At 64.8% G+C, this 25,762-nt stretch carries 20 protein-coding genes and 1 pseudogene; 13 read left to right on the top strand and 8 right to left on the bottom strand.

Annotation, left to right across the window (positions count from 1 at the left end; all coding sequences use genetic code 11):
- From Q8S60_RS06750 to lpdA, 4 genes and pseudogenes are all read left to right on the top strand, one after another.
- Positions 1-565: pseudogene (locus Q8S60_RS06750) on the top strand (succinate--CoA ligase subunit alpha); the annotation flags it as partial.
- 247 nt (positions 566-812) lie between these two features.
- Positions 813-4,004 (top strand): 2-oxoglutarate dehydrogenase E1 component, encoded by a 3,192-nt coding sequence (locus Q8S60_RS06745; protein ID WP_370867280.1) that lies wholly within the window; start codon positions 813-815, stop codon positions 4,002-4,004.
- A gap of 40 nt (positions 4,005-4,044) precedes the next feature.
- A complete protein-coding gene (odhB, locus tag Q8S60_RS06740; RefSeq protein WP_305276892.1) occupies positions 4,045-5,286 on the top strand; it encodes a 2-oxoglutarate dehydrogenase complex dihydrolipoyllysine-residue succinyltransferase in 1,242 nt (413 codons plus the stop codon).
- 9 nt (positions 5,287-5,295) lie between these two features.
- Positions 5,296-6,687 carry a dihydrolipoyl dehydrogenase gene (gene lpdA / locus Q8S60_RS06735; protein WP_305276890.1) on the top strand — a complete coding sequence of 464 codons (1,392 nt, stop codon included), beginning with the start codon at positions 5,296-5,298 and terminating at the stop codon, positions 6,685-6,687.
- Between the two features lie 194 nt (positions 6,688-6,881).
- On the opposite strand, the gene Q8S60_RS06730 is transcribed toward lpdA, so the two are convergent.
- Genes Q8S60_RS06730 through fsa form a run of 3 tightly spaced genes read right to left on the bottom strand, consistent with a single transcriptional unit; the run spans position 6,882 to position 9,286 of the window.
- Positions 6,882-7,862: a tyrosine recombinase XerC gene (locus Q8S60_RS06730; protein ID WP_305276888.1), complete on the bottom strand. Its 981-nt coding sequence runs from the start codon at positions 7,860-7,862 to the stop codon at positions 6,882-6,884.
- Positions 7,835-8,575, bottom strand: a complete 741-nt coding sequence (locus Q8S60_RS06725) for a DUF484 family protein (RefSeq protein WP_305276886.1) — start codon at positions 8,573-8,575, stop codon at positions 7,835-7,837. Before Q8S60_RS06725 ends, Q8S60_RS06730 begins: the two co-directional genes overlap by 28 nt.
- 54 nt (positions 8,576-8,629) lie before the next feature.
- Positions 8,630-9,286, bottom strand: a complete 657-nt coding sequence (gene fsa, locus Q8S60_RS06720; protein WP_305276885.1) for a fructose-6-phosphate aldolase — start codon at positions 9,284-9,286, stop codon at positions 8,630-8,632.
- A 231-nt stretch (positions 9,287-9,517) separates the two neighbouring features.
- Between fsa and Q8S60_RS06715 the strand changes: the two genes are divergently transcribed.
- From Q8S60_RS06715 to Q8S60_RS06680, 8 genes are all read left to right on the top strand, one after another.
- Complete coding sequence (locus Q8S60_RS06715) at positions 9,518-11,713, top strand: primosomal protein N' (protein ID WP_305276883.1); 2,196 nt, start codon at positions 9,518-9,520, stop codon at positions 11,711-11,713.
- A 79-nt stretch (positions 11,714-11,792) separates the two neighbouring features.
- Positions 11,793-12,698 carry a hypothetical protein gene (locus tag Q8S60_RS06710; protein WP_305276882.1) on the top strand — a complete coding sequence of 302 codons (906 nt, stop codon included), beginning with the start codon at positions 11,793-11,795 and terminating at the stop codon, positions 12,696-12,698.
- Between the two features lie 217 nt (positions 12,699-12,915).
- On the top strand, positions 12,916-13,539 hold the full coding sequence (locus Q8S60_RS06705) for a F0F1 ATP synthase subunit delta (RefSeq protein WP_370867279.1): 624 nt from the start codon (positions 12,916-12,918) through the stop codon (positions 13,537-13,539).
- Entirely contained in the window at positions 13,539-15,068 is a 1,530-nt protein-coding gene (atpA, locus tag Q8S60_RS06700; RefSeq protein ID WP_305668446.1) for a F0F1 ATP synthase subunit alpha, read from the top strand. The genes Q8S60_RS06705 and atpA overlap by 1 nt, the downstream gene beginning before the upstream one ends.
- Before the next feature lie 32 nt (positions 15,069-15,100).
- Positions 15,101-15,985 (top strand): F0F1 ATP synthase subunit gamma, encoded by an 885-nt coding sequence (locus Q8S60_RS06695; RefSeq protein WP_305276879.1) that lies wholly within the window; start codon positions 15,101-15,103, stop codon positions 15,983-15,985.
- 32 nt (positions 15,986-16,017) lie between these two features.
- On the top strand, positions 16,018-17,454 hold the full coding sequence (gene atpD / locus Q8S60_RS06690; protein WP_305276878.1) for a F0F1 ATP synthase subunit beta: 1,437 nt from the start codon (positions 16,018-16,020) through the stop codon (positions 17,452-17,454).
- A gap of 36 nt (positions 17,455-17,490) precedes the next feature.
- Entirely contained in the window at positions 17,491-17,889 is a 399-nt protein-coding gene (locus Q8S60_RS06685; RefSeq protein ID WP_305276876.1) for a F0F1 ATP synthase subunit epsilon, read from the top strand.
- 273 nt (positions 17,890-18,162) lie between these two features.
- Positions 18,163-18,987: a ferritin-like domain-containing protein gene (locus Q8S60_RS06680; protein WP_305276874.1), complete on the top strand. Its 825-nt coding sequence runs from the start codon at positions 18,163-18,165 to the stop codon at positions 18,985-18,987.
- Between the two features lie 3 nt (positions 18,988-18,990).
- Here the strand turns inward: Q8S60_RS06680 and Q8S60_RS06675 are convergent, their stop codons facing one another.
- Complete coding sequence (locus tag Q8S60_RS06675) at positions 18,991-19,839, bottom strand: peptidoglycan DD-metalloendopeptidase family protein (protein WP_305276873.1); 849 nt, start codon at positions 19,837-19,839, stop codon at positions 18,991-18,993.
- Between the two features lie 364 nt (positions 19,840-20,203).
- Here Q8S60_RS06675 and Q8S60_RS06670 point away from each other — a divergent pair, with 364 nt between their 5' ends.
- The gene (locus Q8S60_RS06670) at positions 20,204-21,142 is read left to right on the top strand and encodes a hypothetical protein (RefSeq protein ID WP_305276871.1); all 939 of its coding nucleotides are present in this window, start codon (positions 20,204-20,206) and stop codon (positions 21,140-21,142) included.
- A gap of 214 nt (positions 21,143-21,356) precedes the next feature.
- Here the strand turns inward: Q8S60_RS06670 and Q8S60_RS06665 are convergent, their stop codons facing one another.
- From Q8S60_RS06665 to Q8S60_RS06650, 4 genes are all read right to left on the bottom strand, one after another.
- Positions 21,357-21,884: an RNA pyrophosphohydrolase gene (locus Q8S60_RS06665; protein WP_305276869.1), complete on the bottom strand. Its 528-nt coding sequence runs from the start codon at positions 21,882-21,884 to the stop codon at positions 21,357-21,359.
- Positions 21,885-21,904: 20 nt separating this feature from the next.
- Positions 21,905-23,176, bottom strand: a complete 1,272-nt coding sequence (locus tag Q8S60_RS06660) for a divergent polysaccharide deacetylase family protein (protein ID WP_305276867.1) — start codon at positions 23,174-23,176, stop codon at positions 21,905-21,907.
- 37 nt (positions 23,177-23,213) lie between these two features.
- Positions 23,214-24,548 (bottom strand): S41 family peptidase, encoded by a 1,335-nt coding sequence (locus Q8S60_RS06655; RefSeq protein WP_370867278.1) that lies wholly within the window; start codon positions 24,546-24,548, stop codon positions 23,214-23,216.
- On the bottom strand, positions 24,549-25,762 hold a 1,214-nt coding region (locus Q8S60_RS06650; RefSeq protein ID WP_305668445.1), incomplete at its 5' end, for a murein hydrolase activator EnvC.

The raw sequence follows: 25,762 nt of genomic DNA, 5'->3' as shown, positions 1-25,762 counted from the left end.
CATGGTGAAGGTGAAGCGCGCGCTTTCCGGCTCGAAGACGCGCCTCGTCGGTCCGAACTGCCCGGGCGTCATCACGCCGGGCGAATGCAAGATCGGCATCATGCCGGGCCACATCCACAAGCCGGGCTCGGTCGGCATCGTCTCGCGCTCGGGCACGCTCACCTATGAAGCGGTGGCGCAGACCACGGCGGCGGGCCTCGGCCAGACCACCTGCATCGGCATCGGCGGCGACCCGGTCAACGGCACCAACTTCATCGACTGCCTCGACATGTTCCTCCGCGACCCGGCCACCACCTCGATCATCATGATCGGCGAGATCGGCGGCTCGGCCGAAGAAGACGCGGCCGAGTTCCTGAAGGCCTCCAAGGTGAAGAAGCCCGTCGTCGGCTTCATCGCGGGCGTGACCGCTCCTCCCGGCCGCCGCATGGGCCATGCCGGCGCGATCATTTCGGGCGGCAAGGGCGGCGCGGAAGACAAGATGGAGGCGATGCGCTCGGCCGGCATCACCGTCGCCAAGTCCCCCTCGGCGCTCGGCACCACGCTGGTCGAGGTCCTCAAAGGATAGGGATCGGCGGCAATTTGAACGATTCGAGCGGGGTTTCCGGTTTTCCGGGCGCCCCGCTTCCTTTTTTGAACCCTTTGTTGACGACCCGCATGTTAATTTGTCATCCGTTTACTATATGTCATCTGGCGTCCACCGGGCCAAGGCCCTGATTTCCGGCTGACTTGCGCGACAATCTGGGTTTGTTCCAGAATGTGCCGCCAAGGCAATCTCCGTTGACGCTTGGTTGCCCCTGTGGCAAATTCCTCTCATGAAACTTTCCGACTGGCTCGAAACCAACAATCTGACGGCGAGCGCCTTCGCCGAGCAGCTTGGCGTTTCCGTGTCCACGGTCACACGCTGCATGAACGGTCAGCGGCGGCCGGAATGGCCCACCCTCGATTCGATTTTCAAGGCGACGGGCGGCGCGGTGACGCCCAATGATTTTCTTTCCGATGCCGCGGCTCTTCAGGGAACGGCGCAGGCCTCCCCAAAGCCAAATGGATCCGATCCGATGACCAGTAACGGTTCAAACGACCGCTTCGAGCGGACGTCCTTTCTCTATGGTGCCAACGCGCTCTTCGTCGAGCAGCTCTATGCGCGCTATCAGGAAGACCCGCGGTCGGTCGACGATGAGTGGCGCACCTTCTTCGAAGGTCTCGGCGACAAGCCGGAAGACGTGCTGAAGGAGGCGAAAGGCGCTTCCTGGAAGCGGTCCGACTGGCCGATCGTCGCGAACGGTGAACTTGTCAGCGCGCTCGACGGTAATTGGGGAGCGACGGCTCTCGAGGCCGGCAAGGTCAAGGAAAAGATCGCGGAACGGCGCCCCGCCGCCAGCGAGGACGAGATTCGGGCAGCGACGCTCGATTCCGTCCGTGCCCTGATGATGATCCGCGCCTACCGCATTCGCGGCCATCTCGACGCCGACATCGATCCCCTGAAGCTCCGTCCGAAGTCGCAGCACCCGGAACTTCAGCCTGAAAGCTACGGCTTCGGGCCGGACGATCTCGACCGCCCGATCTTCATCGACCATGTGCTCGGCCTCGAAACGGCGACCGTCCGCGAGATGCTCGACATCCTGCGCCGTACCTATTGCGGTACGCTCGCGGTCGAGTTCATGCATATCGGCGACCCGGAAGAGAAGGCGTGGATACAGGAACGCATCGAAGGGCCGGACAAGGAAATCGCCTTCACCGACATGGGCCGCTCGGCGATCCTCGACAAGCTCATCCAGTCCGAAGGCTTCGAGAAGTATTGCGGCGTCAAGTATGTCGGCACCAAGCGTTTCGGCCTCGATGGCGCCGAGGCGATGATCCCGGCGCTCGAACAGATCATCAAGCGCGGCGGCGCGCTCGGCGTGAAGGAAATCGTGTTCGGCATGGCGCATCGCGGCCGCCTCAACGTCCTCACCAACGTGATGTCGAAGCCCTATCGCGCCGTCTTCCACGAGTTCAAGGGCGGCTCCTCGACGCCGGAAGACGTCGACGGGTCGGGCGACGTGAAGTACCATCTCGGCGCCTCGTCGGACCGCGAGTTCGATGGCAACAAGGTGCATCTCTCGCTCACCGCCAATCCCTCGCATCTCGAAATCGTCGATCCCGTCGTGCTCGGCAAGGCGCGCGCGAAGCAGGACCAGTATCATGACCGCCAACGCGGTTCGGTGATCCCGCTCCTCATTCACGGCGATGCCGCCTTTGCGGGCCAGGGCATCGTCGCCGAATGTCTCGGTCTCTCCGACCTCAAGGGCCATCGCACTGGCGGTTCGATCCATTTCATCATCAACAATCAGATCGGCTTCACCACGAGCCCGATCCACAGCCGTTCCTCGCCTTATCCCTCGGATGTGGCGAAGATGGTGCAGGCGCCGATTTTCCATGTGAACGGCGACGATCCGGAAGCGGTCGTCCATGCCGCGAAGATCGCGACCGAGTTCCGCCAGCGCTTCAACAAGCCCGTCGTCATCGACATGTTCTGCTACCGCCGCTTCGGTCACAACGAAGGCGACGATCCGAGCATGACGCAGCCCTTGATGTACGAGAAGATCAAGGACCATCCGACGACGCTGCAGATCTATTCGCAGCGCCTCATCGACGAGAAGCTGATGAGCGCCGAGGAAGTCGAGCAGCGCATCGCCGGGTTCCGTGCCGAGCTTGAAGGTCATTACGAGGCCGCGACGACGTTCCGCCCCAACAAGGCGGACTGGCTCGACGGCCGCTGGTCCGGTCTCAGCAAGGCGGAGGGCGAGGCGCGCCGCGGCGAAACCGCCGTCGAGATCGACAAGCTGCGCGAGATCGGCCGCAAGATCACCGACGTGCCGGAAGGCTTCAACATCCACAAGACGATCCAGCGCTTCATGGACAATCGGCGCAAGTCGATCGAGACGGGCGAGGGCATCGACTGGTCGACGGCGGAGGCGCTTGCCTTCGGCTCGCTCGTGGAAGAGGGCGTCAAGGTGCGCCTGTCGGGCCAGGATTCCGAACGAGGCACCTTCGTGCAGCGCCATTCGGTGCTGAACGACCAGCACACCGAAGACCGTTACGTGCCGCTCAACAATATTTCGGAAGGCCAGGCCGAATACGAGGTCATCAACTCGATGCTCTCGGAAGCCGCCGTGCTCGGCTTCGAATATGGCTACAGCCTCGCCGAGCCGAATGCGCTCGTGCTCTGGGAAGCGCAGTTCGGCGATTTCGCCAACGGTGCGCAGGTGGTGATCGACCAGTTCATCTCGTCGGGCGAGCGCAAGTGGCTGCGCATGTCCGGTCTCGTGATGCTGTTGCCGCACGGTTACGAAGGGCAGGGGCCGGAGCATTCCTCCGCCCGCCTCGAGCGCTATCTCCAGATGTGCGCCGAAGACAACATGCAGGTCGTGAACTGCACGACGCCGATGAACTATTTCCACGTCCTGCGGCGGCAGATGCACCGCAAGTTCCGCAAGCCGCTCATCCTGATGACGCCGAAGTCGCTGCTGCGCCACAAGCGCGTCGTCTCGAAGATCGAGGAATTCGGGCCCGGTTCGTCCTTCCACCGCGTGTTGTGGGACGATGCGGAGCTGCTGCCGGACCAGAAGATCAAGCTGGTGCCCGACAAGGACATCAAGCGCGTCGTGCTCTGCTCGGGCAAGGTCTATTACGATCTCTACGAGGAGCGCGAGCGGCGCGGCATCAACGACGTCTACATCATGCGCGTGGAACAGCTCTATCCGGTTCCCGCCAAGTCGCTGATGACCGAACTCGCGCGCTTCCCGGAAGCGGAATTCGTGTGGTGCCAGGAAGAGCCGAAGAACATGGGCGCCTGGAACTTCATGGAGCCCAACATCGAATGGGTGCTCGATCATGTCGGCACGCGCTACAGCCGCGCGACCTATGCCGGGCGTCCGGCATCGGCGGCCACGGCGTCCGGGCTCATGAGCAGGCACAATCAGGAACTCAACCAGCTTCTTTCGGAAGCGCTGAAGATCGATTGATCTCGCGGCGCGGAGAAGCGTTCGGAAAGGCAGAAGACCAATGGCGACGGAAATTCGCGTGCCCGCGCTGGGCGAGTCGGTAACGGAGGCCACTGTCGCCCAATGGTTCAAGAAGCCCGGCGATACCGTCGCGGTGGATGAGCCGCTGGTCGAACTCGAGACCGACAAGGTGACGGTCGAAGTGCCCGCGCCCGCCGCCGGCGTTCTCTCCGAGATCGTCGCGAAGGATGGCGAGACGGTCGAGGTCGGCGCGCTGCTCGGCGCGATCGGCGAAGGCAGCGGCAAACCCGCCGCGCCCGCCGCCAAAAAGGAAGAACCCAAAAAGGCCGAGGCGAAGCCCGAGCCGAAAAAGGAAGAGCCGAAGCCCCAGTCCAGGGAACCGGCGAAGCCCGCCGATGCCGCGCCCTCTCCGGCCGTGCGCCGCGTCGCCGCCGAAAACGATCTCGATGTCTCGAAGGTCGAAGGCACGGGCAAGGGCGGCCGCGTGACCAAGGAAGACGCGGAAGCCGCCGTGCAGTCGAAGGGCGAGGCGAAGGCGCCGGCCCCCGTTCAGGCGCCTGCCGCCCCCCGCGCGGATAATGGCGCCCGCGAGGAACGCGTGAAGATGACGCGGCTCCGCAAGACCATCGCGACGCGCCTCAAGGAAGCGCAGAACACCGCCGCCATGCTCACCACCTTCAACGAGGTGGACATGACGAACGTCATGGCGCTGCGCAACCAGTACAAGGATCTCTTCGAGAAGAAGCATGGCGTGCGCGTCGGCTTCATGGGCTTCTTCGTCAAGGCCTGCATCCATGCGCTGCAGGAGATCCCGGCGGTCAATGCCGAGATCGACGGCGAGGAACTCGTCTACAAGAACTATTACAATATCGGCGTCGCCGTCGGCACGGATCGCGGCCTCGTCGTGCCGGTGCTGCGCGATGCGCAGGATCTCTCACTCGCCGGCATCGAAAAGACCATCAACGATTTCGGCCGCCGCGCCCGCGATGGCGCGCTGAAACTCGAGGAATTGCAGGGCGGCACCTTCACCATCTCGAATGGCGGCGTCTACGGCTCGCTCATGTCGACGCCGATCCTCAACGCGCCGCAGTCGGGCATTCTCGGCATGCACAAGATCCAGGACCGGCCGATGGTCGTCGGCGGCAAGATCGAAATCCGCCCGATGATGTATCTGGCGCTCTCCTACGATCACCGGATCGTCGACGGCAAGGAAGCGGTCACCTTCCTCGTCCGCGTGAAGGAATCGCTTGAAGACCCGCAACGCCTGCTGCTCGATCTCTGAGGTATTCCCATGGCTGACTCATTCGACCTCGTGGTGATCGGCGCCGGCCCCGGCGGCTATGAATGCGCGATCAAGTCGGCACAGCTCGGCCTTTCGGTCGCCGTCGTCGAAAAGCGCGACCGTCTCGGCGGCACCTGCCTCAATATCGGCTGCATCCCGTCGAAGGCGCTGCTCCACGCGTCGGAACTTTTCCACGAGGCCAGCGCCAGTTTCCCGGACATGGGCATCGAGGTCGGCACGCCGAAGCTCAACCTGAAACAGATGCTCGCCTTCAAGGACGATGCCGTCGACGGCAACACCAAGGGCGTCGAGTTTCTGTTCAAGAAGAACAAGATCGAATGGGTGAAGGGCGAAGGCCGCATCGAAGCCAAAGGCAAGGTGAAGGTCGGCGACCGCGTGCTCGAAGCAAAGAGCATCGTGATCGCGACCGGCTCCGATGTCGCGAAGCTGCCGGGCATCGAGATCGACGAGAAGACGATCGTCTCCTCCACGGGCGCCATCGCGCTCGAAAAAGTACCGGGCAAGCTCCTCGTCATCGGCGGCGGCGTCATCGGGCTCGAGCTCGGCTCGGTCTGGTCCCGTCTCGGCGCGGAAGTCACCGTGGTCGAATTCCTCGACAACATCCTTCCCGGCATGGATGGCGAGGTCGTCAAGAATTTCACGCGCATCCTCAAGAAGCAGGGCTTCACCTTCAAGCTCGGCGCCAAGGTGACGAAGGTCGAGAAGCAGAAATCCGGCCTCAAGGTTTCGGTCGAGCCCGCCAAGGGCGGCGATGCCGAAACGCTCGACGCCGATGTCGTGCTCGTCTCCATCGGCCGCACCGCCTATACGCAAGGCCTCGGGCTCGACAAGATCGGAGTGAAGACGGACAAGCGCGGCCGCGTCGAAATCGATGCGGGCTTCAAGACCAATGTCGACGGCATCTATGCGATCGGCGATTGCGTCGCGGGCCCCATGCTCGCGCACAAGGCGATGGAAGAAGGCGTGGCACTGGCCGAGCAGCTTGCGGGCCATTACGGCGCCGTGAACTACGACGTCATTCCGGGCGTCGTCTACACCTCGCCCGAAGTCGCCTCCGTCGGCCGCACGGAAGAGCAGTTGAAGGAAGCGGGCATCGAGTACAATGCGGGCAAGTTCCCGTTCACGGCGAACGGCCGCGCCAAGGCCAACAAGACCACCGAAGGCTTCGTCAAGATTCTCGCCGACAAGAAGACCGACCGCATCCTCGGTATTCATATCGTCGGCGTCGGCGCGGGCGAGATGATCGCGCAGGCCGTCACCGCGATGGAATTCTCATCGAGCTCCGAAGACATCGCCCGCATGTGCATCGCGCACCCGACCATGTCGGAAGCGATCAAGGAAGCCGCCCTCGCGGTCACGGGCCTGCCGATCCATATGTGACCCTGCCCTCCCTGCCACCCTCCCCCTGTGGGAGGGTCGAAATTTGCACCGCAAATTTCGGGGAGGGGATGCAGCCTTGCTCAATCGAATATGTCGGCGAATTTGTCCGGAGTTGCTTCCGCAACCCCTCCCCAAACGGCTTGCAGCCGTTTGACCCTCCCTCAGGGGGAGGGTGGAAGAAGGGCGGTTTCTCGCTACCGCCTTCTCTTCGCCTTGTCGTAGACCTCCAGCAATCTCGCCGCGTCCACTTCGGTATACATCTGCGTGGTCGACAGGCTCGCATGGCCGAGCAGTTCCTGGATCGCGCGGAGGTCGCCGCCGCCGGCGAGGAGATGCGTCGCGAAGCTGTGGCGGAGCGCATGAGGCGTCGCGCTTTCGGCCAGGCCGAGCCGCCTTCTCAGGCCGATCATGGTTTCGCGCACCTGCCGCTGGCCGAGCCTTGCGCCCCGCGTGCCGACGAAGAGCGGATCGTCCTTCGCAAGCCCGTACGGGCAGAGAAGCAGATAATCGTCGACGGCCTGGCGCGCGGCCGGCAGCACCGGCACGATCCGTTCCTTGCCACCCTTGCCGGTGATGCGCAGCACGTCCTTCAGCGGCGCCTCGCGGCGGTCGAGACCCACCGCCTCCGACACGCGGAGCCCGCAGCCATAAAGCAGCGTCAGCACGGCGATGTCGCGGGCGGCGACCCACGGTTCCTCATGCGCGATTTCGGCTTCGTCCAGAAGCTCCGCCGCACCCGCCACCGTCAGCGGCTTCGGGATGGCGTGCGGCAGCTTCGGCGAGCGCAGCGCCGTCGCCGACGCGTTCGAGAGCACATGCGAGCGGTCGAGAAAGCGGAAGAAGGAGCGCATGCTGGACAACATCCGCGCCAGCGAGCGGCTTTGCAGTCCCTCGTTGCGGCGGTGGCTCACAAAGGCGCGGAAGTCGCGCAGCTCGAGCCGCCGCAGGTCGTCGAGCGTCGCCGGTCCGCCCAGATGGTCGGCCAGGAATTCGAAGAAGCGCGTCAGGTCGCGGTGATAGTTGATGAGCGTCGCCTCGCTCATGCGGCGCTCGCCCATCAGGTGGGAATACCAGTTGCGGATTTCGGTCCGTGCATCCCCGCTCGCGGGGATCGTCCTCGCGGCGTCGTCCGGCGCGGGCGCGCCGCCTATCGCGCGGGCGGCAGGTCGAGCCATTGGCGCACGCAGCGCTCGACGACGTCGGCGAGGAATTCGAGCAGGTCCACCGCCTGGTCGGGATGGAACTGGTCGGGCTCGAAGCCGCCAAGCGCCAGCAATCCGGGCGGCGAGGCGGGCGAGAAGTCGAGCCGCACCAGCGCTTCGGAATGCACCTCGTCGGCCATGTTGCCGTAGAGCCCGCGGCTGCCGCGCACATGCGGCACGAGCTTGCAGCGTTCGCCGGCGCCGAGAATGCGGTCGACGCCACCGGGTTCGAGCACGCGCACGCCGCGAATGCCGATGCCGGAAACGCCCGTCGCCGTTTCAATGCAGAGCGTCGCCGCGCGGATGCCGAGCAGGCGGGCAAGTCCGTCGGGCGAGGTCGTGTATTCGATCATGTGCTCGAAGGAGCGCGCGTCCAGCAGCTTCAGCGTCGCCGCATGTACCTGTTCGCGCGCCAGGCTGTTCAGCGACGAAGCCTCGATCAGGTCGGACTGGATGTCGCGCAGCATCCGCACATGGTTCTGCAGGCGGCCGATCATGAAGTGCTGCATGTCAACGACGTTGCGGCCGGTCGACTGCGACGGCGGGATCAGCGCCGCGATCAGGTCGGGGTCGTTGGCGAGCAGGTCGGGATTGCGGCGCAGATAGGCGCGCACTTCTTCCGCGGCCAGCGTGGCGTCGGTGTCGTCCAATCGTTTCGCTTCGGTGCTGTCGTTTTGCTGGCTCATTGCTGCAGCATCCCCCATGAAGCTTTCTAAAGTATTGGCTTCGGAATATTTGCCCTACAAAATTTTCTGGCCGGTCTTTTTCCAGTCCGCCATGAACATTTCGAGCCCCTTGTCGGTCAGCGGATGTGCCGCCAGCCCCTTCAGCACGGCGGGCGGAACGGTCGCGACGTCCGCGCCCGCAAGGGCGGCATCCTTCACATGGTTGGCGGAGCGAATCGAGGCCGCCAGGATCTCGGTCTCGAGCGCGGGGTAATTGTCGTAAATTTCCCTTATCTCGTGAATGAGTTCCATGCCGTCGAGGTTGATGTCGTCGAGCCTGCCGATGAAGGGCGAGATGAAGGTGGCGCCGGCCTTCGCCGCCAGCAGCGCCTGGTTCGCGGAAAAGCAGAGCGTCACGTTTACCATTGTGCCTTCGCCCGTCAGCACCTTGCAGGCCTTCAGCCCGTCCCAGGTGAGCGGCACCTTGACCGCGATGTTCTTCGCGATCTTCGCCAGCTTGCGCCCTTCCGCGATCATGGTTGGCGCGTCGAGCGCGGTCACTTCCGCGCTCACCGGCCCCTCGACCGTGCCGCAGATTTCCTCCACCACTTCGAGGAAATTACGGCCGGATTTCGCGATCAGGGACGGGTTGGTGGTTACGCCGTCCAGAAGGCCGGTATCGGCCAGTTCGCGGATTTCGGCGATATCGGCGGTGTCGACGAAGAATTTCATAAGGCGGGATCTTTTCGGTGAACGCGTGGACGTTGTTCTTTGTATCTCTTGGCTTCTTTTCGGCTCTCGGGGAGTGTAGTCGAGAGCGGCGCCGAACGCTTCCGTTTTTGCGCATTTTTGTAACCGCTCTTTTGACCGGGGACGATGGATCGCGCAAGGTCCGTCGCACCGTGTGCTTTACGGGGCGTTACGGTATCGCGTCGCTTTGGAACGACCTCACCCGGATTTCGAATGGCATCCGAAATATCCACAGGCCCCACATCAGCTTCCGGAACGGTCAGCGTTCTCATTCCGCTCGCCCTTCCAAAGCCTTACGACTACAAGGTCCCCGCCGGCATGACCGTGCGGCCGGGGGATTATGTCGTCGTGCCGCTGGGCCCGCAGGAGCTTCTCGGCGTCGTCTGGGGCGAGGGCACGGGCGAAGTCGGCCATAACAGGTTGAAGGCGATTGTCGAGGTGCTCGACGCGCCGCCGATGCCGGAAGTGTCACGGCGCTTTGTCGACTGGGTCGCGGGCTACACGCTCTCGCCCGCCGGCTCCGTCCTCCGCCTCACCATCCGCGCGCCCGGCGCGTTGGAGCCGCAGCGGATGCGGACCGCCTATCGCCTTTGCGACACGCGCCCCGGCCGGATGACGCCGGCCCGCCTCCGCGTGGTCGAAACGGCGTCCGACGGTTTCGCGCGCACGGTGCGCGAGCTGGCGGAAGAAGCCGGCGTCTCGGACGGCGTGGTGCGCGGTCTCGTCGATGCGGGCACGCTGCAGCCGGTCGACATTCCCACCGAAGCGCCTTTCCCCGCGCCGAACCCGGACGCGGATGGCGTCGACCTCTCGCCGCAACAGGCCGAAGCCGCCGCGCTTCTCGCCGGCCATGTCGAGGCGGAACGTTTCGCGGCCGTGCTGCTCGACGGCATCACGGGTTCCGGCAAGACGGAAGTTTATTTCGAGGCCGTCGCCGCCGCGCTCCGCCGCAAGAAGCAGGTGCTGATCCTCCTCCCGGAGATCGCGCTCACCAGCCAGTTCCTCGACCGCTTCGAGCGCCGCTTCGGCTGCCGCCCGGCGGAATGGCATTCCGACGTGCCGTCGCGCGAGCGCCGCCGCGTCTGGCGCGCCGTCGCGGAGGGCAGCGTCTCCGTCGTCGTCGGCGCGCGCTCGGCGCTCTTTCTTCCCTTTCCCGATCTCGGCCTCATCGTCGTCGACGAAGAGCACGACGCCGCCTTCAAGCAGGAAGACGGCGTTGCCTATCACGCGCGCGACATGGCGGTGGTGCGCGCGTCGCTCGGGCACTTCCCTGTCGTGCTGAGTTCGGCGACGCCCTCGCTCGAAACCGTGGTCAATGTCGAGCAGGGCCGCTATGCCGCCGTCCGTCTCGATGCGCGGTACGGCGAAGCCGAGCTGCCGCATGTCACGGCCATCGACATGCGCGCCCATCCGCCCGAGCGCGGCCGCTGGCTCTCGCCCGTCCTCGTCACCGAGATCGCGCGCGCGATGGAGGCGGGCGAACAGGCGATGCTCTTTCTCAACCGGCGCGGTTATGCGCCGCTCACGCTCTGCCGTACCTGCGGCCATCGCATCGAGTGTCCGCAATGTTCGGCATGGCTCGTCGAGCATCGCTTCCGGCGCGAACTCGTCTGTCATCATTGCGGCTACAGCGCGCCGGTGCCGAAGGCGTGCCCGTCCTGCGGCGCGGAGGATACGCTGATCGCCTGCGGGCCGGGGGTCGAGCGGATCGCGGAGGAAGTGACCGAGCTTTTCCCGGAGGCGCGCGTCGCTGTCGTCTCGTCGGATAATCTGCGCGGTCCCGCCGCGCATGAAGCGGTCTTCGCCGCCATCGAGGCGCGCGAGGTCGATATCGTCATCGGCACGCAGATCGTCGCCAAGGGTCATCACTTTCCCTGGCTCACCGTGGTCGGCGTGGTCGATGCCGATCTTGGGCTCGAGAACGGCGATCTGCGCGCGGGCGAGCGCACCTTCCAGTTGCTGCAGCAGGTGGCGGGCCGTGCGGGCAGGGCGGAGCGGCCGGGCCGTGTCTTCCTGCAATCATGGATGCCGGAACACAGCGTCATGCGCGCGCTCGTCTCCGGGCGGCGCGACGAGTTTCTCGTCCGCGAGGCCGCCGCGCGCGAGCGCGTGTCGCTGCCGCCTTACGGCCGCCTCGTCGGTGTCGTCGTCTCCTCGCCCGATGCCGAACTTGCCCGCAAGGTCGCGCGCGAGATGTCGCGGCGTGCTCCGCGGGCGGACAATGTCGCGGTGCTCGGGCCCGCGCCCGCGCCGATGGCGCTGCTCAGGGGCCGCACGCGGCTCCGCTTCCTCGTCAAGGCGGGGCGGAACGTCAATGTGCAGGCCTATATGCAGGCCTGGCTCGCCGACATGAAAATCCCGAACGCGGTCCGCGTCTCGGTCGATATCGATCCCTACAGCTTTCTCTAGGCCGCTTTCCCGGAGTGGCGTTAGCGCGGCATTAACCAGAATGCCGGGAACATGGGCCGACCCTCTCCCGGAGCGCCTCATGCTGACCGCCTTCTACGATCTTGCCGTTTCGCCGCCGACTTTCGACGCGCTGGGTTTCCTCGCGACCGCCGAGAGGAAGCGCATCGAGCTCGGCGAGCCGTCGCTCCGCATCGTCATCGTGCCGGGCCCGGACAACGGTTTCCGGAAGGACAACCTGCCGCCGCGCGACCCGAAGATCCGCATGCGGATGCTGAAGAAGGTGGTCTTCAAGCTCTGCAAGCTCCTTCCCTCCGTCGAGGAGGTGGTGCATTGCGAGACCCGGGCGGACGCGGTCGCCTTCAAGACGGGTCATGTCTTCCCGGTCGGCTATGACGAAACGCACCCGGTCATGAGCTACGGCACGAAGCTCATTACCGATGCGATCCGGGCGGGCTGCCTGCCTTTCCGCGCCGACCAGCCGGTGACGAAGAACGACCGCCTGATCGCGATCACGCTGCGTGAGGCCCGCTACTGGCCGAGCCGCAACAGCAACCTTCCCGAATGGCAGAAGGTCGGCCGTCATTTCCTGAACAAGGGCTACGACGTCGTTTTCGTGCGCGACACGGAATTCGCCACCAAGGCCCTGCCGGGCTTCCGGATCGATTCCGACGCCGCGATCTCGCTCCAGTCGCGGCTCGCGCTCTACGAGACCGCCCGGCTCAATCTCTTCGTGAATAACGGCCCGACGGCGCTCGCCATGCTGTCGGGCAACGTCGCGCTCCTCAACAGCAAGATGGAGACGGCGGACGCGCCCTGCACGCAGGCCGCCTATTTCGCCACCCAGGGCATGCCGAAGGGCGAGCAGCTTCCCCGCCCCGGCTGTCACATCCTCTGGGCGGACGACCGTGCCGAGCTGCTGATCCCGGCCGCCGAGGCCATGCTGGACGAGGCCGCCGCCGCCGCGCCGCTCACCCGCGTCGCCTAGCCCTTACCTCCCGGATAAGGGATTTCCGCCCGACAGCGGGTTCCGCTGCGTCACCTTCGGCGCGGCGTGTCCCCGCTTTGCCCAAAATGCCGCAGGCGCGCCCATTTCGGAGGCCTGCATGTTGCGCAGCGCAAGACCATGTGTTACCTAACGCGCGGCCTCGGGGGCGGGGTGTTTTTCACCGCCTCTTGGAGCCAAAATTAGCTAATGATTTCAAATGGATGGCGCGAGGCTCCGAAGCCGCCGCGCCGGTTTCCACGAAAAGCACAGGCGAGCGCCGCACGTGTCATCAGATCATCCCGTCTCCGGTGTGGCCGGCCGTTATGCGACGGCCCTTTTTGAGCTTGCGGAAGCTCAGGGCGCGCTCGATGCCGTCGCCGGCGACCTCGAGAGCATCGTGAAGATGCTGAACGAGAGCAGCGACCTCACGCGTCTCGTCCGCAGCCCGATCTTCAGCGCCGAGGAACAGAGCCGCGCCTTCGGCGCCGTGCTCGACAAGGCCGGCGCGTCGGGCCTCGTCAAGAATTTCGTCGGTCTCGTCATCAGGAACCGGCGCCTCTTCGCGCTTCCGGGCATGATCGGCGCCTACACGACGCTCCTCGCGCAGAAGCGCGGCGAGATGACGGCCGATGTCCTTTCCGCGCACCCGCTCCAGGCGGCGCAGATCGACAGCCTCAAGGCGGCGCTCAAGGCCGCCACGGGCCGCGACGTTCGTATCGTTACCAAGGTCGATGCGGCCCTTCTCGGCGGGCTCGTCGTCACGGTCGGCAGCCGGATGATCGACTCATCCCTGCGGACCAAACTCAATTCTCTCAAGATTGCCATGAAAGAGGCCTCCTGATGGACATTCAGGCTGCGGAAATTTCCGCCATCCTCAAGCAGCAGATCAAGGATTTCGGCGCGGAAGCGCAGGTTTCCGAAATCGGCCAGGTGCTTTCCGTCGGTGACGGTATCGCCCGCGTCTACGGTCTCGACAACGTCGAAGCCGGCGAAATGGTCGAGTTCCCGGGCGGCGTGCGCGGCATGGCGCTCAACCTCGAAGCCGACAATGTCGGCGTCGTGATTTTCGGTTCCGACCGGAACATCAAGGAAGGCGACACCGTCAAGCGGACGGGCTCCATCGTGGACGTTCCCGTCGGCAAGGGCCTGCTCGGCCGCGTCGTCGATCCGCTCGGCAATCCGATCGACGGCAAGGGCCCCATCGTGGGCGTGGAGCGCCGTCGCGTGGACGTCAAGGCGCCGGGCATTATCCCCCGGAAATCGGTGCATGAGCCCATGCAGACCGGCCTCAAGGCCATCGACGCGCTGATCCCGATCGGCCGCGGCCAGCGCGAGCTCATCATCGGCGACCGCCAGACCGGCAAGACCGCCATCGCCATCGACGCGATCCTCAACCAGAAGCCGCTCAACCAGGGCGACGACGAAAACCAGAAGCTCTACTGCATCTACGTCGCCATCGGCCAGAAGCGCTCGACGGTCGCGCAGATCGCGAAGACGCTGGAAGAAAACGGCGCCCTCGAATATTCGATCATCGTCGCCGCCACCGCGTCCGATCCGGCGCCGCTGCAGTTCCTGGCGCCCTTCGCCGGCTGCACCTTCGGCGAATATTTCCGCGACAACGGCATGCACGCGCTCGTGGTGTATGACGATCTCAGCAAGCAGGCCGTCGCCTATCGCCAGATGTCGCTGCTGCTGCGCCGTCCGCCGGGCCGCGAAGCCTATCCGGGCGACGTCTTCTATCTCCATTCCCGCCTGCTCGAACGCGCCGCGAAGCTCAATGAAGAGAATGGCAACGGTTCGCTGACCGCTCTGCCGATCATCGAGACGCAGGCGAACGACGTGTCGGCCTACATCCCGACCAACGTGATCTCGATCACGGACGGCCAGATCTTCCTCGAAACGGACCTCTTCTATCAGGGCATCCGTCCGGCCGTGAACGTCGGCCTGTCGGTTTCCCGCGTGGGTTCGTCGGCGCAGATCAAGGCGATGAAGCAGGTTGCCGGCAAGATCAAGGGCGAGCTTGCGCAGTACCGCGAAATGGCGGCCTTCGCGCAATTCGGTTCCGACCTCGACGCCGCGACGCAGCGCCTTCTCAATCGCGGCGCGCGCCTCACCGAACTTCTGAAGCAGGGCCAGTTCTCGCCGCTCAAGGTCGAAGAGCAGGTCGTCGTGATCTATGCCGGCGTCAACGGCTATCTCGACAAGCTGCCGGTTTCCTCGGTCGGCCGTTACGAGCAGGAACTGCTCCGCAACATCCGTTCGAACCATGCCGGCATTCTCGATGCGATCCGCAGCGAGAAGCAGATTTCCGGCGACACGGAAGCCAAGCTGAAGTCGGTGGTCGAGAATTTCTCCAAGGCGTTCGCCTGATCGACAAGAGAACGGCGAAAAGGTAAAGGCGAATGGCTAGCCTCAAGGACCTGAGAAATCGCATCGCCAGCGTGAAGGCGACGCAGAAGATCACGAAGGCGATGCAGATGGTCGCCGCCGCGAAGCTGCGCCGCGCGCAGGAAGCGGCGGAGGCCGCGCGGCCCTATGCGGAGCGCATGGACCGCGTGCTTGCGAACCTGTCGGCCGGCATGGCCGGACGGTCCGACGCGCCGGCCCTTCTCGCCGGCACGGGCAGCGACAACGTCCATCTCGTGATCGTCGCCACCGCCGATCGCGGCCTGTGCGGCGGTTTCAACTCGTCGATTTCGCGTCTCGCCCGCCAGCACATCAACAAGCTGATCGGGCAGGGCAAGACGGTGAAGATCCTCACCGTCGGCCGCAAGGGCCGCGACGCGCTGAAGCGCGATTTCGCGAACCGCATCGTGAAGTCCTACGAATTCACGGGCATCCGCCAGATCGGCTTTCAGCAGGCGGAAGATATTTCGCGCAACGTGCTCGAGCTTTTCGAGGCGGGCGAATTCGATGTCGCCACGATCTTCTATTCGAAGTTCGTGAACGTCGTGAGCCAGATACCCACCGCGCAGCAGCTCATTCCGGCCAGCGTACCGGCGGATGCGGGCAGCAGCGTCGATCTCGGCGGCGCGGTCTACGAATACGAGCCCGACGAAGCCGAAATCCTGAAGGACATTCTGCCGCGCAATCTCTCGGTGCAGATTTTCCGCGCCCTGCTTGAAAACGTGGCGGGCGAATTCGGCGCCAAGATGTCGGCGATGGACAACGCCACGCGCAATGCGGGCGACATGATTAAGAAGCTGAACATCACCTATAACCGTTCGCGGCAGGCGATGATCACCAAGGAACTGATCGAAATCATTTCGGGCGCGGAAGCCCTCTAGGACGTCCGCACGGGACGAGTCAAGGAAAGACCATGAGCAACGCAGTCGGAAAGATCGCCCAAGTCATCGGCGCCGTCGTGGACGTCACGTTCACCGACAACCTGCCCGCCATTCTGAACGCGCTCGAGACGACCAATGGCGGCAACCGCCTCGTCCTCGAGGTCGCGCAGCATCTTGGCGAGAACACGGTCCGCACCATCGCGATGGACACCACCGAGGGGCTGACCCGCGGTCAGGAAGTCCGCGACACGGGCGCCGCGATCTCGGTGCCGGTCGGCGACGGTACGCTCGGCCGCATCATCAACGTCATCGGCGAGCCGGTGGACGAAGCCGGCCCCGTGAAGCACGAAGCGCGCCGCGAAATCCACCAGGAAGCGCCCTCCTTCGTCGAGCAGTCGACGGAAGCGCAGATGCTCGTCACCGGCATCAAGGTCGTCGACCTGCTCGCGCCCTACGCGCGCGGCGGCAAGATCGGCCTGTTTGGCGGCGCCGGCGTCGGCAAGACGGTGCTCATCCAGGAACTCATCAACAACATCGCGAAAGCGCATGGCGGCTACTCGGTGTTCGCCGGCGTCGGCGAGCGTACGCGCGAGGGCAACGATCTCTATCACGAGATGATCGAGTCCGGCGTGAACAAGGACCCGAACGAGAACAACGGCGACACGACCGGTTCGAAGTGCGCCCTCGTGTTCGGCCAGATGAACGAGCCGCCGGGAGCCCGCGCCCGTGTCGCGCTGACGGGCCTCACCGTCGCCGAGCATTTCCGCGACAAGGGCCAGGACGTGCTGTTCTTCGTGGACAACATCTTCCGCTTCACGCAGGCGGGTTCCGAAGTGTCGGCCCTTCTCGGCCGTATTCCTTCGGCGGTGGGCTATCAGCCGACACTCGCCACCGACATGGGTCAGCTCCAGGAACGCATCACGACGACGACCAAGGGTTCGATCACCTCGGTGCAGGCCATTTACGTGCCCGCCGACGACTTGACCGACCCGGCGCCCGCCGCCTCGTTCGCTCACTTGGACGCGACCACCGTGCTCAACCGCGCGATCTCGGAAAAGGGCATCTATCCCGCCGTGGACCCGCTCGACTCGACCAGCCGTATTCTCGAGCCGCGCGTCGTCGGCCAGGAGCATTACGACACCGCGCGTCAGGTGCAGGAAATCCTGCAGCGCTACAAGTCGCTCCAGGACATCATCGCCATTCTCGGCATGGATGAACTCTCGGAAGAAGACAAGCTCGTCGTCGCCCGCGCCCGCAAGATCGAGCGCTTCCTTTCGCAGCCCTTCTTCGTCGCCGAAGTCTTCACCGGCACGCCCGGCGTCCTCGTCGACATCAAGGACACGATCAAGGGCTTCAAGGGTCTGTGCAACGGCGACTACGATCATCTGCCGGAAGCGGCCTTCTACATGGTCGGCACGATCGAGGACGCGGTCGCGAAGGCCGAACGCCTCGCCAAGGAAGCGGCGTAAGCCGCTTCGGATTTCGACCGGGTAAGGTGAGACAAGATGGCTGAGAAGCTGAATTTCGACCTCGTATCGCCCGAGCGGCTGCTCTTTTCGGGGCAGGTCGACATGGTGGTGATACCCGGCTCGGAAGGCGAGATGGGCATCATGGCGGGCCACGCGCCCGTCATGTCGACCCTTCGTCCCGGCATCATCAATGTCGACAATGCCGGCCAGCCGCAGCAGCGCATTTTCGTGCGCGGCGGCTTCGCCGAGGTGACGCCGGCCGGCCTCACGGTGCTGGCCGAATTCACGGTGCCGCTCGCCGAACTCGACGCCGCGGCGCTCGACCGCGAAATCGCTCACGCCAATGAAGATGTGGCGGACGCGAAGACCGACGCCAAGCGTCAGGCCGCGCAGGAAAAGCTCGACCACCTGAAGCAGCTCCGCCAGGCGCTCTGAGCGGCCGGGGCAGCCCACTCTCCCCACCCGCCCCTGGGGGCGGGTCGACAAAATTCGAGCGATAGCGAAGAATTTTTCGGGGCGGGGGCTGGACCTTGCGGCTCGCCCTCTCCCAAAGGGGGGCAGAACTCCCACAAGTCTTCTGAATTCGTCGCTTCCCGCTGCGGCAATCGGCCCTTTGCCGGGCCTTAAACCTGCCGCGCTTCCCGATTATATTGCTAGTGTCATAAATGCCGGGGCGCCCGGCCTTCGGTCCGAGAACGGGATTTGCTCATGAGCCGTCACTGGACGCTCGACGACATCAGATGGCAGGACTTCGATCCCTCGAAGGTCGATGCCGACATCCTGCGCGCCGTCAAGGCGGCCGCGATGGTCGAGTTCAACGCGCCCGATTACGTGACCTATCTCTGCAACGTCTTTTCGGACCGGCCGGACGTCAAGGAAGCGATCCATGTCTGGGGCGCGGAAGAAGTGCAGCACGGACAGGCGCTTGCGCGCTGGGCCGAGCTTGCCGATCCGGGCTTCGTCTTCGACGAGGCTTTCAGGCGTTTCCGCGAAGGCTATTCCATTCCGACCGACGCGATCGAAAGCGTGCGCGGCAGCCGCGGCGGCGAGCTGATCGCGCGCTGCGTCGTCGAGAGCGGGACCTCCTCCTATTACACTGCCATCAAGGATGCGACCGACGAGCCGGTGCTGAAACAGATCGCGACCAACATCGCGGCGGACGAGTTCCGCCACTACAAGCTCTTCTACGATCAGTTCAACGATCTCGGCGAAACGCCGCCCTCGATCCTCGACCGCATCCGCGTCGCGCTCGGCCGTGTCTCGGAAGCCGACGACGACGAACTCGCCTGCGCCTATTACGCGGCCAACACGCCCACAGACGGCAGCGTGCCTTACGAGCGCGAGCTGTTCGCCATGGCCTATGAGAAGCGCGCGCTCGGCCTCTACCGCCGCCAGCATGTCGAGCGTCTGATCTCGATGGTCGGCAAGGCCGCCGGGCTCAAGCCGCATAGCGCGCTGATGCGCGCGGTCTCGTCCCTCGCCTGGACCTATTGGCGCTTCCGCAACTGGAAACTCGCCCGCGCCGCCGTCTGATCTTCAGGACGCCGGGCCCGCCGCCGCCGCGACCTCACCCATGTCGACGCCGCCGACATAGAGCAGCGTGGTTTCGCCCGCCGCGCCTGTGTTTTCGAGCGCGGGTGCCGATGCCGCCGATGTCGAGCCGAGTGCCGCGCCGCGCTTCACCGTGTCGCCGCGCGCAACCGCGACATTGCCGAGCCCCGCGACCGTCAGCCGGTCCACCTTGCCCGTCTCCAGTATAACCACGCCGAGATAGCCCTTGAACGTGCCGGCATAGAGCACCTTCGCGTCGGCCGGGCTTTGCACCTCGCAGCGCGGCGGCACGGCGACGATGCGGCTTGCCTCGCCTGCTTTCGTATCGCGCGACCCGCCGACATATTTCGGCAGCGACTTCACCCAGACGCCGCCGACGCGCAGGCTTGCCGCGCCCTTCCCGTCGATCGTGCATTGCGGTCCGGCCGGTTCCGCCGCATGGCCGATCATGGTGTCCTTGTCGCTGTTGCCGTCGCGGTTCTTGTCCTGCCGCGTGCGCTGCTTGATGCGCTGCATCGGCAGCACGTTTTGCTGCGCGACCGCGACCGGCTCCGCCGCTTCTTCCGCCACGGCCGCCGGCGAGGCGAAGCTCGCGAGGTCGGCACAGAATTCGGCGAAGGCGCCGCCGCTCACCGGTGCGCCGGTGCCGCGCAGGCAGTCATGCAGGTCGGCGACCGCGAGGAAGGGCGGCCGCTCCAGCGGCATCGGCGTCGGATGTCCGGCGACAAGAAAATATCCGTCATGGAAAAGCGTGCCCGTCATCATGCGTGCGTCATCGTCAAGCGCGACGAGCGCGACGACGGAAAGGATCAGGATGCGGAAACTGCGGCGCATGGGGGACCTCACATCCTTCGGATGCCCGATCTGTCGTCCGGCCGCGCTGTTTGCGGCCTCGGACGGCGTACCCCGCTGCAACGCATTCTGCGGCGCAACAGCCGGTGCCGCCAAGTAAAAATTGCGCCTCTACACGAATTGTCACATTTGGAGACACAAATCGCGCTTCGCCGATGGAACCTTTAGTTCTATAAAGGTTTAGTTGTCCGGGGCACGGCACGGTTCAGGTGGTGTTATGCCTTTCTCAGCAACTCGGGACGCGGAAACATATTGGCGCAGCCGCTATGGCCTTCCGCCGGGCGAGGACAGCCGGCCCGCCTCCGGTGCCCGCCCTCGCCGCAGAAACCCTCTTCTATTTCGGTCCGTGGGCGGCATTTTCTCGCCCTGGAGTCCGCGCCGGCGCGTCTGGCTCGCGGCTTTCGCCCTTGCCGCCGGTGGAGCGGCCGTCGCCTATCTGGCCTTTCGCGACATCGATGAGCCAGTTGCCGCCGGTGCCGCCGAAACCGCGACAGGCTCTTATGCAGGCGGCGCAGGCATTGCGGGACAGGCGGCCGAGCCTGATTTCGCCGCGCTGCTCGGTGAGTTCGCGGCGGCGCGCGAGGCGAGCCTGATCGCGCTCGACGGCTATCTCCTGACCGACGGCGAGGGCTTCCGGGCCGAGTGGCTCGAAGCGACCGTGCGGCTGCAATCGGCGACGGATGCAATCGGGCGCCAGTCGGCGACATGGACCGACGGACGCAAGCTCGTTCAACTCGTGGAGATGCAGCGGATCGTCGGCCGGCTTCTCGCCGAGCAAAGCGCGGTCGCCGCCATCGTCGGCACGCCGAACCGCTATCCGGGCCTGCAGCTCTTCAACGAGGATGTGCGTCCGGCCCTCGACGAGGCGCAGGCAATCTGCGCCGAAGTGCTGACCGCGATGCTCGCGGACTCATCGCCTGAGGATGCCGTCGCCATCGATCCCGTCGCGCGCCTGCGCGGCGATCTCGACGATCTTCGCGCCGCGCTGACGAAGTACATCGCCGCCAGCGGCGAGACCGCGCAACCGGCCACCGCGAGCGCCGCCAACTTCGCCACGCTTCTCGAAACGATCGGCAATGTCCGGCGCACCGCGCCCGCCGCCGTTCAGCCGAAGATCGACAGGCTCGCTTTCCTGGTCGACACCGCCGAGAAGAAGCTCGAACGGATTTTCGCTCTCCGCGCGAGCCAGCGTTGGGACTATGCCGATTATGCGTTCCAGACGCGCACCGTGCCGCTCGCGGAAAAACTTCGCGACATCACGGCCGAATGGGAAAAGGCGGCATGAGGATTTCGAGGCCGGGGACAAGTATTTTTGCGCCGGGAGCCGAATTTATTTGTCCCCGCCGCCTTGTCCCCGCTGCGGCGGCTTCGCCGTGCGCCCGATGGGGCGCGATGAGGGCGGGGATAAGTTGCTTATCCTCCGTACACGGAGTTCGTAAAAAGCGTCACATGACATTTCTGTGACAGTTCGATGACAGTCCTGTCATTACGGCGAATAATCATCCCTTTTCCGGCACCGCCAAGGGCCCGAATTCCTTCACCAGCTGCTCGTAAACGCTGCGCTTGAAAGGCACGATCAGCTCCAGCAATTCGCCGATCGGCACCCATGCCCATTCGCTGAATTCCTGGTGCGCGTCGGCTGCAATATCGACGTCCGCATCGTCGCCGGTAAAGCGCATCGCGAACCATTTCTGCTTCTGGCCGCGATACTTTCCCTTCAATGCGATGCCGACGAGATGCGGCGGCAGTTCATAGGTGAGCCAGTCCTTCGTCTCGCCGATGATGCGTGCTTTGTCCGTACCCGTCTCTTCCTTCAACTCGCGCATTGCCGCTTCGTCCGGCGCTTCGCCTTCGTCGATGCCGCCTTGCGGCATCTGCCAGGTGAGCGCGCTGCCGGTATCCACTTCCTGGATCCGGTTGCCGACCCAGACAAGGCCGTCGCGATTGATGAGCATGATGCCGACGCATGGCCGGTAGGGCAGCGTGTCGGGCGCGACCGGCTCCCTGTTGTCGCTGTGGCGCGGCATTCTCTCTCCTGTTTTGCTTTCTATTCGCGGGCGAGCGCGGTTACCGGCACGAGAACGTAGCCTTCGTTCTTCAGCGTCTTCGCCCATTCCGCAAGCGCATCCACGGTCACGGGAAATCCGGAAGCGATACCGACGGCGCTTCCCGTCTCGCGCGACACTTTCTCCAGCGTATCGAGCGAAGTTGCAATCACCTCCGGGTTCTGCACCGGATCGACAATGCGCGTCGCCTGCACGGACGGCATCCCGCTTTCGCCCGCGAGTTGCGGCCCGAGGCTGCGCGCGGAGGCGCCGTTGTCGACATAGAGAAGTCCGCGCGCGCCGAGCGCGACCATCACGGGTTTGAACGCCGTCGCCGATGTCGTGAAGCGCGCGCCCTGATAGTTCATCACACCCGCATAGCCGGTGAAGCGGCTCATCAGCCATTCGAGGCGCGTGAGGTTTTCGTCCGGCTTCAGGCTTGTGAGCAGCGTGTAGGGGCCGGGATCGTTCTGCGGATAGCCGAAGGGCTCCATCGGCAATTCGAGCAGCACTTCATGTCCCGCCGCGCGCGCCCTGTCGATCCAGCTTTGAAGCTTGGCGCCGTAGGGCGCGAATGACAGCGTCACTTCCGGCGGCAGCACGTCGATTGCATGCGCCGTCGCGCTTTCGCTGATGCCCATGCCGCTCACCACAAGCGCGATGCGGCGATCTGGTTGCGTACCCTTCGGCAGCGGTCGCGCATAGACCTGCCATGCCTTGCGGCCGTCGCGCGCGACTTTCGGCAGCGGTCCTTGCGCCGTCTTCTCGACCAGGGCCGGATCCGGAGCGACGGCGAGCACGATCACGGCGGCCTCGGCCGCTTGAGGTTCGCTGCCGTCCGATACGCTTTCCGCGCCGACGATCTTCACTCCGGCAGCGATCTTGTCATCGATGCCCTTGTCGAGGCCGTTGTCGAGATTGCGCGCGGCGTCGAGCAGGGCCTTCTCGTCGGGGCTGAGGTCGTCGGCGTCGTCCGCCGGTTCAGGTGCGGCCGTTTCCTCCGGCGGCGCGGCGGGCGTTGCCGGGTCGGCCGGGCTTTCCGCTTTTGCGGGCTCAGCCGCTTCGACCGATTCTTCCGGCACAAGCGCGATGCGGACGACAGGTTCGCCTGCAAGCCGGTTATCGGAAAGAAGCAGCCATGCCAGCGTCCCGCCGCTGGCGAGCGCAACCAGTATGGCCGCAATCAGCAGGAGGCGCGGACGGTAACGTCCCTCGTCGTCCTCCGGCCCGCTATTGTCCGGGCCTGAGCCTGTCGCCGCTATCTTCGCCACCATGCTCGCAAATTGTCTCCGGCGGGGCTTGCGGAGTGCCTCAGTTGGCCATCGCGCTCGACGTCCTGCCGCCGCCAAGATAGGCGGCGTCCTTGCGCGCACCGTTCAGCAGATCGATGGCGTAAAGCAGCTGCTTGTCGTCTTTCTTGTCCGCCGGAACGAAGCTGTCGGAGCCCGCCATTTCGTCGCCTTCTTCGGCCGCGAGGTGGCCCGGCAGCGCGGATTCGCCGACGGCGCTCGCCTTCTTCTTTTTTTCTTCCGGCGCCGTCTGCTGGACGATGATGTCGGGGTCGATGCCCTTCGCTTGGATCGAGCGGCCGGCCGGCGTGTAGTAGCGCGCCGTGGTGAGACGCAGCGCGCCGTCCGAGCCGAGCGGAATGATCGTCTGGACGGAGCCCTTGCCGAAGGACCGTGTGCCGAGCACCGTCGCGCGGCGATGATCCTGAAGTGCGCCGGCGACGATTTCGGAGGCGCTGGCCGAGCCGCCATTCACAAGCACGATGATCGGGCGGCCATTGGTGATGTCGCCGGAGCGCGCGTTGTAACGCTGCGTGTCCTCGGGATGACGGCCGCGCGTCGAAACGATCTCGCCGCCGTCGATGAAATCGTCGCTCACCGAGATCGCCTGATCGAGCAGGCCGCCCGGGTTGTTGCGCATGTCGAGGATGAAGCCCTTGAGGCGCGACGGACCGATTTCCTTCGAGAGGTTCGAGATCGCCTGCTCAAGCAGGTCGGACGTCTGTTCGTTGAACGACGTGATGCGGATATATCCGATACCGCCCTCGCGATTGTACTTCACCGACTTGATGGTGATGACGTCGCGCGTCAGCTTCACATCGAAGGCTTCTTCCTCACCCTTGCGGACGATGGTGAGCGTGACTTCGGTGTTGACCGGCCCGCGCATCTTGTCGACCGCGTCGCTCAGGGTCATGCCGAGGATCTGCGTGCCGTCGATATGCGTGATGTAGTCGTTGGGCCGGAGGTTGGCGCGGCTCGCGGGCGTGTCGTCGATCGGCGTCACCACTTTCACGACGCCGTTTTCCATCGTCACCTCGATGCCGAGGCCGCCGAATTCGCCGCGCGTCTGCACCTGCATGTCGCGGAAGCTCTTCGGTGTCATGTAGCTCGAATGCGGATCGAGCGAGGTCAGCATGCCGTTGATGGCGTTCTCGACCAGCTTGGCGTCATCCGTCGGTTCGACGTAGTCCGCGCGCACGCGCTCGAAGACGTCGCCGAAGAGGTTGAGCTGGCGATAGGTATTGGAGTCGCCCGCGGCGTAGGCAGGCGTATCCAGGAAACCCTGCTTCACGCCCATGACGGCGGCAAAGGACAGGAACGTACCGACCGCGAAGCCAGCGAAGACGGACTTGTTCATTTAACCACGTGCCTTCTTGTCACTCATCAACAGCCAGGGGCGAGGATCGATCGGGTCGCCGTCTTTCCGGAACTCGATGTAGAGTGCCGGTCCGTGGCCCGCAATCCCGTCCCGCTGCGGCGAAATATCTTGTGCAGCCAGATCGTTCGGGGCACTCGACGTACCCATCGTCCCGACGGGTTCGCCGGCAAGGATGCTTTGACCCACAATACAGTCAATTTCTTTCATGCCCGCTAATAGCACATGGTAGCCCTCACCGACCGATATTATCAAGAGTTGCCCGTAGTGCCGGAAGGGACCCGCATAGGAGATTCTGCCGTCAAATGGGGCAACAATTTGTGCATTCGGCCGGGTTGCGAGCGTTAACCCCTGCGACCTGGCGCCGGCTGCGTCCCGGCTGCCATAGGTTTGCGTGATCGTCCCCGCCGCCGGCGGCCTTATCAGGCCCTTCGCATCCGAAAAAAGACGGGAAGAGGGCATGGCGGGCGGGGCCGAAGGCGGCCGGAGAACGGCCATCCGGGTTGGTGCGCCTTCTTCGGCCGGTTCGGCAACCTGTGGTGGCCTGACCGGCTCGGGGTCCGGCTCCCGTCTCGGTTCGGGACGGACGGCGGGCAGCCTCGCGGCGGCACCGGCTTCGAGCCGCGCGATCAGGTCGGACAGGTCCGTCGCCTGCCGCGACAGACGTTCGGCCGTCTGCTGTTCGCCCTCGGCCTCCTTTGCGAGCTTCGCCCGCGCCGCGAGCTTACGGTTGAGCAATGTCTCGAGTTCGCGGCGCTCGGCTTCAAGCGAGGTCTGTGCCGTTCCCAGCGTCTCGCGCTCGTCCAGTATGTCCTTGCGCAGCGCCGCCAGTTGCTCCAGCCGGTCGCGCAGATCGGTCGCTTCCGCCTGAAGTTCGGGCACCACCGCACCGAGCAGAAGCGCGCTCCGGATGGAGGCCAGGGCATCGTCCGGGCGGACGGCAAGTGCGGGAGGCGGGTGCCTGTCGAGCCGTGTCAGCGCCGCCAGAAGCTCGGCCATTTCATCGCGCCGGCGTTCGAGCTGCGCCGCGATCACGGCTTCGGCACCTTTCAGGCCCTGTAGCCGGTCTTCCGAGGCGGAGACATCGGCTTCGTAGGCCTGAACGCGCGCGGCCGCCTCGATGAGCTTGTCGCGGATTTCGTCCGCTTCCTTCTGTGCGGCGGCCGATTGCGCCTGCAATTCCTTCTGGCGTTCGC

It is taken from the genome of Parvibaculum sp., from assembly GCF_030694575.1.
In the GTDB taxonomy this organism is placed as follows: domain Bacteria; phylum Pseudomonadota; class Alphaproteobacteria; order Parvibaculales; family Parvibaculaceae; genus Parvibaculum.
Note: the sequence above shows the minus strand (reverse complement) of the source record. Positions and strands in the feature narration are given on the sequence as shown.